Source organism: Methylobacterium sp. PvP105, assembly GCF_017876975.1.
Lineage (GTDB): Bacteria > Pseudomonadota > Alphaproteobacteria > Rhizobiales > Beijerinckiaceae > Methylobacterium > Methylobacterium radiotolerans.
The window spans coordinates 6,310,499-6,323,508 of sequence record NZ_JAGIPA010000001.1 but is presented as its reverse complement, the minus strand read 5'-3'; the positions used below and the strand labels follow the sequence as shown (position 1 = coordinate 6,323,508).

The 13,010-nt window shown below is 73.4% G+C and carries 12 protein-coding genes; 3 read left to right on the top strand and 9 right to left on the bottom strand.

The window, feature by feature from the left end:
- Positions 1 to 11: 11 nt before the first annotated feature.
- The 7 genes from J3A75_RS30680 to J3A75_RS30650 form a co-directional block, all read right to left on the bottom strand.
- Positions 12 to 1,166 carry a M20 aminoacylase family protein gene (locus J3A75_RS30680; RefSeq protein ID WP_209650888.1) on the bottom strand — a complete coding sequence of 385 codons (1,155 nt, stop codon included), beginning with the start codon at positions 1,164 to 1,166 and terminating at the stop codon, positions 12 to 14.
- 77 nt (positions 1,167 to 1,243) lie between these two features.
- Entirely contained in the window at positions 1,244 to 2,620 is a 1,377-nt protein-coding gene (locus tag J3A75_RS30675) for a DUF3100 domain-containing protein (RefSeq protein ID WP_071000225.1), read from the bottom strand.
- Between the two features lie 106 nt (positions 2,621 to 2,726).
- Complete coding sequence (locus J3A75_RS30670) at positions 2,727 to 4,265, bottom strand: aldehyde dehydrogenase family protein (protein ID WP_209650887.1); 1,539 nt, start codon at positions 4,263 to 4,265, stop codon at positions 2,727 to 2,729.
- Positions 4,265 to 5,149, bottom strand: a complete 885-nt coding sequence (locus tag J3A75_RS30665) for an NAD(P)-dependent oxidoreductase (protein ID WP_071000223.1) — start codon at positions 5,147 to 5,149, stop codon at positions 4,265 to 4,267. Before J3A75_RS30665 ends, J3A75_RS30670 begins: the two co-directional genes overlap by 1 nt.
- Before the next feature lie 101 nt (positions 5,150 to 5,250).
- A complete protein-coding gene (locus J3A75_RS30660) occupies positions 5,251 to 6,162 on the bottom strand; it encodes a LysR family transcriptional regulator (protein WP_012321736.1) in 912 nt (303 codons plus the stop codon).
- Positions 6,159 to 7,400 (bottom strand): amidohydrolase, encoded by a 1,242-nt coding sequence (locus J3A75_RS30655; RefSeq protein ID WP_071000222.1) that lies wholly within the window; start codon positions 7,398 to 7,400, stop codon positions 6,159 to 6,161. Before J3A75_RS30655 ends, J3A75_RS30660 begins: the two co-directional genes overlap by 4 nt.
- A gap of 14 nt (positions 7,401 to 7,414) precedes the next feature.
- The gene (locus J3A75_RS30650) at positions 7,415 to 7,864 is read right to left on the bottom strand and encodes an Lrp/AsnC family transcriptional regulator (protein ID WP_012321734.1); all 450 of its coding nucleotides are present in this window, start codon (positions 7,862 to 7,864) and stop codon (positions 7,415 to 7,417) included.
- Positions 7,865 to 8,011: 147 nt separating this feature from the next.
- Between J3A75_RS30650 and alr the strand changes: the two genes are divergently transcribed.
- From alr to J3A75_RS30635, 3 genes are all read left to right on the top strand, one after another.
- Positions 8,012 to 9,145, top strand: a complete 1,134-nt coding sequence (alr, locus tag J3A75_RS30645) for an alanine racemase (protein ID WP_083374413.1) — start codon at positions 8,012 to 8,014, stop codon at positions 9,143 to 9,145.
- An 8-nt stretch (positions 9,146 to 9,153) separates the two neighbouring features.
- Positions 9,154 to 10,413, top strand: coding sequence for a D-amino acid dehydrogenase (locus tag J3A75_RS30640; protein WP_071000221.1), 1,260 nt, complete (start codon positions 9,154 to 9,156; stop codon positions 10,411 to 10,413).
- A gap of 305 nt (positions 10,414 to 10,718) precedes the next feature.
- Entirely contained in the window at positions 10,719 to 11,054 is a 336-nt protein-coding gene (locus J3A75_RS30635) for a hypothetical protein (protein WP_063110502.1), read from the top strand.
- A 14-nt stretch (positions 11,055 to 11,068) separates the two neighbouring features.
- Here the strand turns inward: J3A75_RS30635 and J3A75_RS30630 are convergent, their stop codons facing one another.
- Entirely contained in the window at positions 11,069 to 12,154 is a 1,086-nt protein-coding gene (locus J3A75_RS30630; protein ID WP_012321731.1) for a chemotaxis response regulator protein-glutamate methylesterase, read from the bottom strand.
- Entirely contained in the window at positions 12,151 to 12,999 is an 849-nt protein-coding gene (locus tag J3A75_RS30625) for a protein-glutamate O-methyltransferase CheR (RefSeq protein ID WP_209650886.1), read from the bottom strand. The genes J3A75_RS30630 and J3A75_RS30625 overlap by 4 nt, the downstream gene beginning before the upstream one ends.
- Between the last annotated feature and the right edge of the window lie 11 nt (positions 13,000 to 13,010).

Genomic DNA, 13,010 nt, shown 5'->3' with positions numbered 1-13,010 from the left:
GAGCGCTCGCCTCACGGCCTGAGGCTGTGCGACGCCAGCGCGGCCCAGTACGCGGCGCCGACCGGCAGCGCCTCGTCGTTGAAGTCGTAGCCCGGATTGTGGAGCGGCAGGCTCCGCTGCGCCCCGTCGGTCCCGATCCAGGCATAGGCGCCGGGACAGGCCTGGAGCATGTAGGCGAAATCCTCCGACGCCATGGAGGGTCCGACCTCGCCGCGGCGCGCGGTGATGTCCGGCACGGTCCCGGCCGCCTCCAGGGCGGTGCCGACGGCGTCGGCGGTGTTGACGGTGGCGGGGTACCCGAACCGGTAGTCCACCTCCGCGCGGGCGCCGTGCGTGCCGGCCGTCCCGCCCGCGATGGCCGCGACGAGCTCCGCGACGCGCTTGCGCACGGCCTCGTCCAGGCACCGGACCGTGCCGCGGATGACCGCGCGGTCGGGGATGACGTTGTAGGCGTCGCCGCCGTGGATCTGCGTGACGCTGAGCACGACCGGGTCCGTCGGGGCGATCCGGCGGCTCACGATGGTCTGCAGGGCGAGGACGATCTCGGAAGCGACCACCAGCGTGTCGGTGCCGCGCTCCGGCATGGCCGCGTGGGTCCCGAACCCGGCGACCGTGATCTCGAACGTGTCGAGGGAGGCCATGATGGCGCCGACCCGGGTCGCGAAGGTCCCCAGCGGCAGGCCCGGCCAGTTGTGCAGGCCGTAGACGGAATCGCACGGGAACAGCCGGAACAGGCCGTCCTCGACCATGGCGCGCCCGCCGCCCTCGCACTCCTCCGCCGGCTGGAAGATGAAGTGCACCGTGCCGGAGAGGTCGGTGCGCGACGCGAGGTGCCGCGCCGCGCCGAGCAGCATCGCCACGTGGCCGTCGTGCCCGCAGGCATGCATCACGCCGGGCGTCCGGGAGGCGTAACTCGCGCCCGTCGCCTCCTGGATGGGCAGGGCGTCCATGTCGGCCCGCAGGCCGACGGTCGGCCCGTCGCCCCGGCTCAGGGTCCCGACCACGCCGGTGCGGCCGAGCCCGGTCTTCACCGAGAGGCCGCAGGCGGCCAGTTCCCGGGCGACGAGCTCCGCCGTGCCCACCTCCTGGAAGGCCAGCTCGGGGTGGGCGTGCAGGTCGCGCCGCCACGCGACCATCCGCTCCACGGTCTCCGCCTCGATGCCCATGCGACCTCTCTCAAATGCCGGCGCTGCCGGAGCGCCTCGATCCCCCGTCCGGACCCTACGCCGATCGGCGCGGCGGTTCACCCCAGCGGGGCGTGCATGAAGAACTGGGCGATCAGGACCGCGCCGAGGAAGGTCCCGGCATTGGCCATGAACGAGACCACGACGATCCGCCAGCCGAGGCGGCGGAAGGCGGGCACGTCCTTGGCGACCGAGAGCCCCGCGAAGGTCAGGATCGGCGTGGCCAGCGCCAGGAAGTTGAGCTTGCCGGTCAGGGCGGCGATCTCGGCGGCGTAGGGCGTGCCGGGATAGGTCAGCGCCATGCCGATGATCGAGACCCAGAGGACGGCGGGCAGGCGCCGGCCGAGGAGCAGGTAGAGGCCCCAGCCGGCGAGCACGGTGCCGATGATGATCGCCATCCCGGCCACGACCTGCGCGTCGGGGACGACGCCGTAGGTGAGCCAGTTGCCGATGAGCCCGTAGGCGCCGATCAGGATCCAGGCGAGCACGGTCTCGCCGAGGCCGATCCGCACCTCCTGATGGGCCGGCGCGGCCGCCTGCGCGGCGCCCTGCGGGTCGGCGGCCGCCGGGCGGGCGGCGTCCGGCCGGTTGCGGCCGAGGATCGGCTCCAGCTTGCCGTAGGCCCAGATCGTGAAGGGCAGCGACAGGAACAGCGTGAAGTACGTGCCGATCGTGGTGGTGACGAGGTTGCTGGCCGCCGCGAAGGTGGCGACGTCCTTGGCGACCTCAGGCGTCTGCTGGGCCGCGATCGCCCCCGAGGCCGCGGCCATCATGCTGCCGGAACCGACGCCGGCGCCCATCGCCAGCGCCAGCGGGTTGAAGATCCCGAGGCTGGTGACCAGCCCGGCCAGCAGGGCGATGAACACCGCGCCGAACACCGTGCCGGTCAGGTACTCGGCCAGCACGCCGCGCCCTTCCGGCGAATCCATGCCGTAGCGCTCGCCGATGATGGCGAGGCTCGGCTCGCGGCCGACCGAGAAGGTCGCGCCGATCGCCTCCCGCTTGATGCCGAGCAGGAGCGCGACCGGCAGGCCGAACACCATCGTGCCGAAGAAGTGGCCGAATTCCTGGAACGCCAGGGCCCAGCCCGAGGCCAGGATCTTCGGCAGCGACCCGCCGACGAGCAGGCCGAGCTTGGCGATGAAGATCAGCAGCGCCGGCTGCAGGTAGGCGCCGGCCGCGTTCTGCAGGGCGCCCGACAGCCGCAGCGGCGCGGGCAGGCGCGGGCTCATCAGCCCCAGCGCGCCGCCCAGCAGCAGGGCCCAGAGCAGCGGGAGCAGCACGATCTTGCCCGACCCCACCGGGATGCTGACGTTGCCGATCGCCTCCGCGATGACGACGATGACCAGGGCGAGCAGGAACAGCGTCAGCTTCCCGCCGCCCGAGACGGCGGGCGCGACCGGTCTCGCCTCCGCCGCATAGAGTTCGCCCGCCATCGTCACTCTCCCCTGCCCTGCTCGGGCCTGCCTGTTGCTCCGCCTGCCGGTCTCGATCGCCGGTCTTGTCGCTTGATCCTGTCGAACGGTCCGCCCGGCGTCGGGCTCAGCCCACGTAGCCGAAGGTCACGGCCGGCGCGGCGGCGGTCTCGACCCAGACGCTCTTGGTCTGGGTGTAGGCCATCAGCGCCTCGCGGCCCGAGGAGCGGCCGAAGCCCGAGCGGCCGAAGCCGCCGAAGGGCGAGGCCACGTTGATGGTCTTGTAGCCGTTGACCCAGACGGTGCCCGCCCGGAGCGCCGCCGCGACCCGGTGGCCGCGCCCGCCGTCGCCGGTCCAGACCGCGCCGGCGAGGCCGTAGGGCGTGCCGTTGGCCAGCGCGACCGCCTCGTCCTCGCCGTCGAACGGCAGGACCGCCAGGACCGGGCCGAACACCTCCTCCCGGGCGATCGCGGCGTCCGGCGCGACGCCGTCCACGATGGTCGGGCCGTAGTAGAAGCCGCCCGTGTCGCGTAAGGCGGCGGGGCAGGCCCCACCCGCCGCGATCGTCGCCCCCGCCCCCGCGGCGGCCTCGACCATGGCGGCGATCTTGTCCCGCTGGCGCCGGTTGTTGATCGGGCCGATCTGCGTCGCCGGGTCGGTCGGCGCGCCCACCGGGATGCGCGCGGCGGCGTGGGACAGGCGCTCGACGAAGGACGCGTGGATCGAGCGGTGCACGAGGAGCCGGGAGCCGGCCACGCAGCTCTGCCCGGCGCCGCCGAAGATCGCGGCCTGCGCGCCGATCAGCGCCCGGTCGAGATCGGCGTCGGCGAACACGATGTTGGCCGACTTGCCGCCGAGCTCCAGCACGCTCGGCACGATGGCGCGGGCCGCCGCGGCGGCGATCTGCGCACCGGCCTCGGCCGAGCCGACGAACACGACCAGCCGGGTCTCGGGATGGGCCACCGCGGCGGCGCCGGTGGTCGGGCCGGCGCCCGCCAGCACCGAGACGAGGCCGCGCGGCATCCCCTCGGCCCGGTCGCAGAGCAGGCCCAGCGCCAGCGAGGTCAGGGGCGTCAGCTCGGAGGGCTTCAGCACCACGGCGTTGCCGGCGCAGAGCGCCGGCGCGATCTGCCAGCCCGCGGTGAAGATCGGGGCGTTCCAGGGGGTGATCTGCACCACGGTGCCGAACGGCTCGTGGCGGGTGTAGTTCAGGTGCGAGGTCGGGACCGGGATGACGTCGCCGTGGAGCTTGTCGCACCAGCCGGCGTAGTACTCGAACATCTCGGCGACCTTGGCGACCTCGCCGCGGGTGTCGCGGATCGGCTTGCCGGCCGAGAGGGTCTCCAGCTCGGCGAGCGCGCCGGCGTGCTGCCGGACCAGGGCGGCGACCGCCCACAGCGCGCGGCCGCGGGCGGCGGCGCTCATGCCCCACCACGCGCGCTGGGCGTCGCGGGCCGCCGCCATGGCGGCCTCGACGACCGACGGGCCGGCATCGGCGAAGGTCGCGAGCACGCCGCCGTCGGCGGGGTTGGTGAGATCGAGGGCGGCGCCGGTCCCGGCGAGGATCTCGCCGGCCACGACGCTGCCGATGCGGCCGCCCGGCAGCAGGTCGGCCAGGAGGGCGGCGACCCGATCGGCGGCGGGCGAGTGCGGCGTGCCGGACATCAGTGGGCTCCCTTGGGATCGCGGTAATCGGCCATGCGGGTGAAGTCGGCCGCGTCGGGGATGGCGGCCTGCGTCGCCTGCCAGATCCGCTTCACCTCGGCGGAGAGCGGCAGGTCGATCCCGCACGCGGCGGCGAGTTCGAGGGCGAGGCGCACGTCCTTGCGCATCAGGCCGGCCGAGAAGCCGCTGTCGAAGGTGCCGGACTGGACCCAGCGCGGGACCATGACCTCGCTGATCGCGCTGCGGCCGGTCGCGGTGTTCACGACCTTGACGGCCTCCTCGGCCGAGAGGCCCGCCGCCTCGGACAGGCGCAGGGCCTCGCCGGTGGTCACGAGATGAGCCGCCACCAGCAGGTTGTTGACGAGCTTGACGATGTTGCCGGCGCCGGACGGCCCGACATGCGGGGCGCGGGCCGACATGGCTTCCAGGACCGGACGGGCCAGTTCGTAATCCGCCTCCGCTCCGCCGATCATCATGGTCAGGGTGCCCTCGGCGGCGCCGGACGGGCCGCCGCTCACCGGGGCGTCGAGGAGCGCGTGACCGGCCGCGGCGAGGCGCTCGGCGAGGCGCCGTGTCGTGCCGGGATCCGAGGTCGAGGTGTCGATCACCACGACCTTCCGGTCGGTCCGGGACAGGAGGCCGCCCTCCGCGGTGACCACCGCCTCCACGTCCCGCGCCAGCGGCAGCGAGAACACCAGGGCGTCGGCCCGGCGGAGCACGTCGTTGAGGGCGTCGAGGGTGGTGACGCCGGCCGCCTCGGCAGCGGGGCGCCGGCCCGCGTCGATGTCGTAGCCGAGGACCGCGAAGCCCTTGCGGGCCAGGGTCGCGGCCATGCCCAGACCCATATTGCCGAGCCCGACGACCCCTACCGTTGCGATGGTCATACCGATCCGTCCTCACCGTGCGGGAGGATGATCTCGGCAAACGAGCGTTGCTACAATCATGGATTTTTGCACGTAACGTGCGGAAATCCAGCACGGTAGGGTCAGGCCGGTGGCGGACGGAACGCCACCATGTGGTCGGCCAGCCAGCCTAGCAGGCGCGCCGCGCCCTCGGGCAGCCGTCGCCCGGCCCGGATGACGAGGTGGGCGGTCGCCTCGGACAGGATGCTGTCGCGCAGCGGCACAGCGTCGAGGAGGTCGGCCCGCAGCTCGGCCGCGACCACGAAGCGGGGCAGGAAGGCGACGCCCATCGCGGCCATGACGAAGCGGCGATGCAGCTCGAAGGACGCCGTCTCCAGCCGCGGCACCAGCCGGAAGCCGCCATCCGCCTCGACGCGGCCGATCAGCTGGCGCACCCCGTGGTCGGGCGGCAGGAGGGCGGCGGGCTCGGTGGCGAAGCTGCGCAGCGGAACCGGCGCCGATCCATCCGCGAGGGGATGGTTTTTCGGCAGGATGGCGAGCAGCGGCTGCCGGGCGGTGACGATTCCGCGGACATCCGGATGCGCGGGCGGGTTGTAGACGAGGCCGATATCCGCGTCCCCCCGGGCTATGGCCGCGAGGATCCCGTCGGTGGTGCCGATCTCGACCTGATAGGCGATGCCCGGATGGTCCTGCGCGAACCCGGCGAGTGCATTGTCGAGGAGGTCGATCAGGAAGCCGGCGCCGCAGCGCAGGCTGACCGTGCCCCGCTGCACCCCGCGCAGGCGCTTCAGCTGGTCCTCCAGCAGCGCCGCCTCGTCGGCCTGCCGCTGCGCGTGCGCGGCGACCAGACGGCCGGCCTCGGTGGGGACGACACCCCGGGGCAGGCGCTCGAGCAGGGTCTCGCCGACCTGCGCCTCGAGTTCGATGATCTGCCGGCTCACCGCCGAGGCGGCGACGTTCAGCACCTCGGCGGCCGCCCGGACAGAGCCCGCGCGCACGACGGCCAGCAGGTAGCGCAGGGCGCGGTCGTTCACGGCGGCGGGTTCCCGTCTGCCGCGCCGCGCCGGTCGACCGCCACGGCGCCCCGTGCGACGACGAGCACGGGCTCCTGGCGCTCGACGATCACCTGTGGCACGCCGCCGGCCGCGAAGGCGATCAGGTCGGCCCGCGCGCCGGGCGCCACCGCGCCCGGACCGATGCCGAGCACCTGTGCCGGGACGGCGGTGATCGGCGCCAGCAGCGCCGCGAGCTCCGCGTCGGTGCGCAGGTCGAACCGGTAGGCGGCGAGCTGGGCACGGGCGACCATGCTGGTGACGGTGGCGGGGTTCCAGCAGTCGCGGACGTTGTCGGTACCGAGGCAGACCGGGACGCCGAGCGCCCGCAGCCGCGGGATCGGCGGGCATCGGGCCCCGCCCGGCACGCTGCTGAGGATTGCGACCCCGGCCCGGTTGAGGGCCTCGGCGATCCGGCCGAGCTCCAGGTCGTCGGCTTCTGCCAGGGCGAAGGCGTGACTGATCGTGACCTGCCCGCCGAGCCCGGCCGCCACTGTCCGGGCCGCGATCGCCGCGATCGTGGCGAGGCCGGCCGCGCCGCCCTCGTGGAGATGGATGTCGATGCCCCGTCCGTGCCGCTCGGCCAGGGCGAAGACGACGTCCAGGTGACCGTCGCGGTCGCCGTCGATGCCGACGGGGTCGAGGCCGCCGACGAGGTCCGCGCCCATCCGCAGGGCGGCGTCCAGGTCGTCGGCGACCGGCGGGCATCCCAGGATCCCGCTCTGCGGGAAGGCGACGATCTGGATCTGCAGGCAGTCGGACCAGCGCGCCCGGAGCTCGAGGATCTGGGCGAGGTGGTCGAGCCGCGTGACGTCGTCGACGTCGACATGGGTCCGCAGGCTGGTCGTGCCGCCGCGGAGCATGCGTTCGAGCAGCGCCTCGGCGCCCTGCTCGGCGAGCGGGATCCGCGTGGCGCGGCGGAACGCCTTCTCGTCGTCGATGATCGCCCGGACGGACCCCGCCGCCGCGTGCGGGCGCCACGGGAGGCCGAGCAGGCACTTGTCGAGATGGACGTGCCCGTCGGTCAGGCCCGGCAAGACCAGGGCGCCGCCGAGATCGATCGTGCGGCCGGCGGGCGGCAGCGGCGCGCCGGGATCTCGCAGCGCCGCCACGCGGTCGCCCAGGATGTCGACGGTTGCCCGGCTTCCGTCGGCGAGCGCGGCGTCGCGGAGGCGCAGGTCGCAGGGAGCGTCCGCGGGCGGTTCGGCGATCGACGTCATGGCGGGGGCTTCCTTCAGAGCGGCCGGCCCGCCGCCACGACGGTCCGGATGGCGAAGCTCGACTGCAGCCGGGCGACCCCCGGCAGCCGCGACAGCACATCCTTGTGCAGCCGCTCGTAATCGGCCGCGTCGATCACCTTGAGCTTCACGAGGTAATCGGCCGTCCCGGTCATCAGATAGCAATCCTGCACCTCGGGACAGCGCCGGACGGCCGCCTCGAACCGGTTGAGGTAATCCTCGGTCTGGCGGTCCAGGGTGAACTGGGTGAGGACCACGAGGCCCGGCCCGTCGACCGCGCCGCCGATCAGCGCCGTGTAGCCCCGGATGGTGCCGGATTCCTCCAGCAGCCGCACGCGGCGGTGGCAGGCCGAGGCCGACAGGCCGACCGCCGCGGCGAGATCCGCGTTGCTGATCCGGCCGTCGCCGCGCAGGGTCTGGATGATGCGGCGGTCGATCTCGTCCACGCGCGACTCGCAGGATCTTCGAAGAGGCCGCAGAAACTTGCACAGCCAAGCTTCGAATTCAAAGGCCTTCGACAGCACGCACGCTCATTCGACGATCCTCCGTGTAGCCTTCCGGCATCGCATCCGAGCGCTGTCCCGAGGGCCGCCATGAGCATGATCGATCGCGATCTCCGGCCCGATGCGGGCCCGGCCGGGACGGCCTCCGCACTCCTCACGATCGATCTCGCGGCCCTCGCGGAGAATTACCGCCTGCTCGCCGCCCGGGCGGGGACCGCGACCTGCGCGGCCGTCGTCAAGGCGGACGCCTACGGGCTCGGCGCCGACCGGGTCGCGCCGGTTCTGGCCGCCGCGGGCTGCCGGCACTTCTTCGTCGCCCAGGTCGGCGAGGGCGTGGCGCTCCGGTCGATCCTCGGACCCGGCGCGGTGATCGCCGTGCTCAACGGCGCCGCCCCGGGCAGCGAGGCGACCTGCGCGGACCACGACCTCGTGCCCGTCCTCAACGACCGTTCCCAGCTCGACGGCTGGCAGGGCCTGGCCCGGCGGCGCGCGCGGCGCCTGCCCGCGATCCTCCAGGTCGACACCGGCATGGCCCGCTTCGGCTTCGCGCCGGACGAAGTCGGCGTGCTGCTCGACCGGCCGGACGCCCTCGCGGGCCTCGACCTGCGGCTGGTGATGAGCCACCTCGCCTGCGCGGGCGAGCCGGACAGCCCGGTCAACGCGGCGCAGCTGTCCGTCTTCCGGGCCGTCCGCCGGCGCCTGCCCGCGGTGCCGGCGAGCCTCGCGGCCTCGTCGGGGATCTTCCTCGGTCCGGACTTCCACTTCGACCTGGTGCGCCCCGGCGCCGCCCTCTACGGGATCGCCCCGCAGGAGGGCGCGCCGAACCCGATGCGGCCGGTGATCGGGCTGCGGGCCCGGGTGATGCAGACGCGCAGCGTCCCGGCGGGGACGCCGGTCGGCTACGGGCACGCGGCCACGGTCGCCCGGGACAGCCGCCTCGCCACGGTCGCGATCGGCTACGCCGACGGGTTCTTCCGCAGCACGGCGGGCGGCGCGGCGTGGTTCGGCGGCGTTCGCCTGCCGGTGGTCGGGCGCGTCTCGATGGACAGCCTCGTCCTCGACGTCACCGACGCGGCGCCCGGCACCCTCGGCCCGGGCGCGCTCGTCGACATCGTCGGGCCGGAGCGCGACGTCGACGCCGCCGCCGCCGCGGCCGGCACGATCGGCTACGAGGTCCTGACCAACCTCGGCCACCGCTTCCACCGCGTCTATCTCGGAGCCTGAGGCCCGCCATGCACGTGCTCATCCTCGGCGGCGGCGTCGTCGGCGTCACCTCGGCCTACTACCTCGCCCGGGCCGGCCATCAGGTCACCGTGCTGGAGCGCCAGCCCGGCGCCGGCCTGGAGACCAGCTTCGCCAATGCCGGCCAGGTCTCGCCGGGCTACTCGGCCCCCTGGGCGGCGCCCGGGATCCCCGTGAAGGCGCTCAGGTGGCTGATGATGCGGCACCGGCCCCTGGTGCTGTGGCCGCGGCTGGAGCCCCGCCTCTACGCGTGGCTCACGCGCATGCTCGCGAACTGCACCGAGGAGGCCTACCGGCGGAACAAGGGCCGCATGGTGCGGCTGGCCGAGTACAGCCGCGACGCGCTGCGCGACCTGCGCACCGAGACCGGCATCGCCTACGATCACCGGGAGAAGGGCACGCTGCAGCTCTTCCGGACGCGGAAGCAGCTCGACCATGTCGGCGACGACACCCGCGTCCTCGACGCCTACGGCGTTCCCTACACGGTGCTGGATCCGGCCGGCTGCATCGCGGCCGAGCCGGCACTCGCCGCCGTGCGCGACGTCTTCGTCGGCGGCCTGCGGCTGCCGGGCGACGAGACCGGCGACGCGCACCTGTTCACACAGCGCCTCGCCGCGCTCTGCGAGAGCCTCGGCGTGACCTTCCGCTACGGCACGGCGATCGCGCGGCTGCATCACGCCGGCGACCGGGTGACGGCGGTCGAGACCGCCGACGGGGCGCTTCTGCGGGCGGACGCCTACGTGGCGGCGCTGGGCAGCTACACGCCGGCCCTGCTGCGCCCCCTCGGGATCGCCCTGCCGGTCTACCCGGTGAAGGGCTACTCCCTGACGCTGCCGATCACCGACGCGGAGGCCGCGCCGGTCTCGACGGTGATGGACGAGACCTACAAGGTCGCGATCACCCGGCTGGGCGACCGCATCCGCGTCGGCGGCACCGCCGAGCTCGCCGGCTTCAGCAACGCCCTGCGCGGGCCGCGCCGCGAGACCCTCGCGCGCTCGGTGCAGGACCTGTTCCCGGCCGGCGGCGATCTCGACCGCGCCGCGTTCTGGACCGGCCTGCGGCCGATGACGCCGGACGGCACGCCGATCGTCGGGGGCACGCGGGTCGGGAACCTGTTCACCAACACCGGTCACGGCACGCTGGGCTGGACCATGGCCTGCGGCTCGGGCCGCCTGCTCGCCGACCTCGTGTCCGGCCGCGCCCCCGAGATCGCGAGCGACGATCTGGCGCTCGGCCGCTACGCCGCGTGAGCCGCGCGGTCATGGCAACGCCGGCGCGCCGCGCGACGCGTGTCGTTGCGCACCAGCACAACCCTACCCCGCGCAGTGCAGAACGAGATATGACTCTGCGTTGAAAAACACGCCGCGAGTCACCGCGAGGCATGTTCGAGACCCCGGCACGGTCATTCATTATTCATCGCGATACGACCAACGGTTGATTACATGATGTCCATGAATCGCGGAGTCGCGACATCGCGGCATAACTTCTGACAGACTCGGGCAACCCCTCGCACCGAATCGAGTTTAGGATCTGAACGAACGATCCGGGTGCGCAGATGAGTTTCATCGTCGTACAGGGCCAGGAAGATCACGAGCAGGCGGACGCCGTTCTCCGGGGCGTCGCCGACGGGCTGGCCCGCCTGTTCCGCGTGCCCGATCACCCGCCCGGCGTTCAGGACCTGCTGGATGCCGGAACGCGGGACGAGGATGACCGCCCAGGGCAGGTCGTCCAGCGCGGCGCGCGGCGCGGCGGGAGCCAGGGGCCTCCCGGGGCCCGGTCGGTGAAGACGGGCACCCGCGGGACGCGTCGCGGAGCGGCTCGACCGTCCAGCCGCGCGCGCGGGCGCCGGGCGATGGCCGAGGCGCAGTCCGGGCAACGCGACCCGTCCTGAGTCCGGCCCCGGCCTCAGCGCGCCGCGGACAGGCCGAAGCGCCGGATCTCCAGGTGCATCTGCTCGAGCGGCAGGACCTTGGCGGCCGCGCCGCGGTCGATCGCTTCCTTGGGCATCCCGAACACGACGCAGCTCGCCTCGTCCTGTGCGACCGTCTGCGCTCCGGCCCGGCGCATCTCCAGCAGGCCATTGGCGCCGTCGTCGCCCATGCCGGTCAGGAGGATGCCGAGGGCGTTCGCGGCCGCCGCCCGGGCGGCCGACCGGAACAGGACATCGACCGACGGGCGATGGCGCGCGACGAGAGGACCATCCTTCACCGACACCGCGTAGCTGCCGCCCCGGCGCTCGACCATGAGGTGACGCCCGCCGGGGGCGATCAGGGCGCGGCCCCGCATCACGGGATCGCCGTCCTCCGCCTCCTTGACGGTGATCGCGCAGAGGCCGTTCAGGCGCTTGGCGAACGCCGCCGTGAAATGCTCCGGCATGTGCTGCACGATGACGAGGCCGGGGGACTCGGCGGGCAGCACCTCGAGCACGTCGCGCAGGGCCTCCGTCCCACCCGTCGACGCGCCGATGCAGACGATCCGGTCGGTCTCGACCACCACGCGACCGGGGACGGGCGGCGGCAGGACGGCGTCGGCCGAGAGCTTCGCCTCGACCAGCTGCCGGGGCGGCCGGCTCCCGCGCAGCTTGGCCCGCGCGGCCGCCCGGACCGCGTCGCAGACCCGGACGGTGGACTCGAGCAGGAACTGACGCGTGTCGACCCGCGGCTTCGGCAGCACGTCGACGGCCCCCGCCTCCAGGACCTCGAACAGCATCCGGGAGCCCGCCCCGGTCAGGGTCGAGCAGACGATCACCGGGAGCGGCTTCTGCGCCATGATCTTCCGCAGGAAGGTCAGTCCGTCCATGCGGGGCATCTCGAGATCGAGGATGATGACGTCCGGGATCTCCTCCTGGATCCGGCGGGCGGCGATGAACGGATCGGCGGCCGTTCCCAGGATCTCGATGTCGGGCGCCGTCTCCAGGATGCTGCACAGGGTCTGGCGGACGGAGGCCGAGTCGTCGACAACGAGGACGCGGATCGGTCGGGACGCGCTCACCGGCTGGATTCCCTCAGCTTGCTGAAGACGGTGGAGGAGACCTGGTCGAGGCCCGCCACGCCGACGCCCGCCGTGGACTCGGAATGGCCGACGATCAGGTAGCCGCCGGGGCGCAGATGCGCGGCCAGACGCGCGACCACGGCCTTCTGGGTCGGCTTGTCGAAGTAGATCAGCACGTTGCGGCAGAAGACGAGGTCGACGTCCCGGTCGATCGGGTAGACCTCGTCCATCAGGTTGAGCTGCTGGAACCGCACCCGGGCGCGCAGCTCCGGCACGATCCGCCCCTCGCGCCGGGCCCGGTCGCGCGCGACCATCACGTAGCGCCGCCGCAGGTCCGGCGGCACGGCGGCCAGCATCTCCTCCGGGTAGATCGCCGTGCGGGCGCGGTCGAGCACCTCCGACGAGATGTCCGTCCCGAGGATGGCGTAGCGGAACCGGTCGGCGGCCATGTCGTGCAGGACCATCGCCAGCGTGTAGGCCTCGGCCCCCGTCGATGCCGCCGCGCTCCAGACCTTGAGCAGCGGCCGGTCGCCCCGCGCCGCCAGCCGCGGCACGATCGTCGTGCGCAGCAGGTCGAAATGCGCGGGCTCGCGGAAGAAGTCGGTCTTGTTCGTCGTCACGCAGTCGACGAGGTGCGGGAACTCGTCCGCGAGATGGCCGGCCTCGAACAGGTGGCGGCCATAGGCCTCCAGGGTCGGGAGATCGAGGGCGCGCATGCGCTTGCGCAGCCGGCCCTCGACCATGGTGCGCTTGGCCGGCGGGAGCTGGATGCCGACGTGCTGCTGGATGAGGTCGGCGACGGAGCGGAAGTGCCGGTCGCTCAGGTGACCCGGATCGGCCTCCATGGTGGCGGATC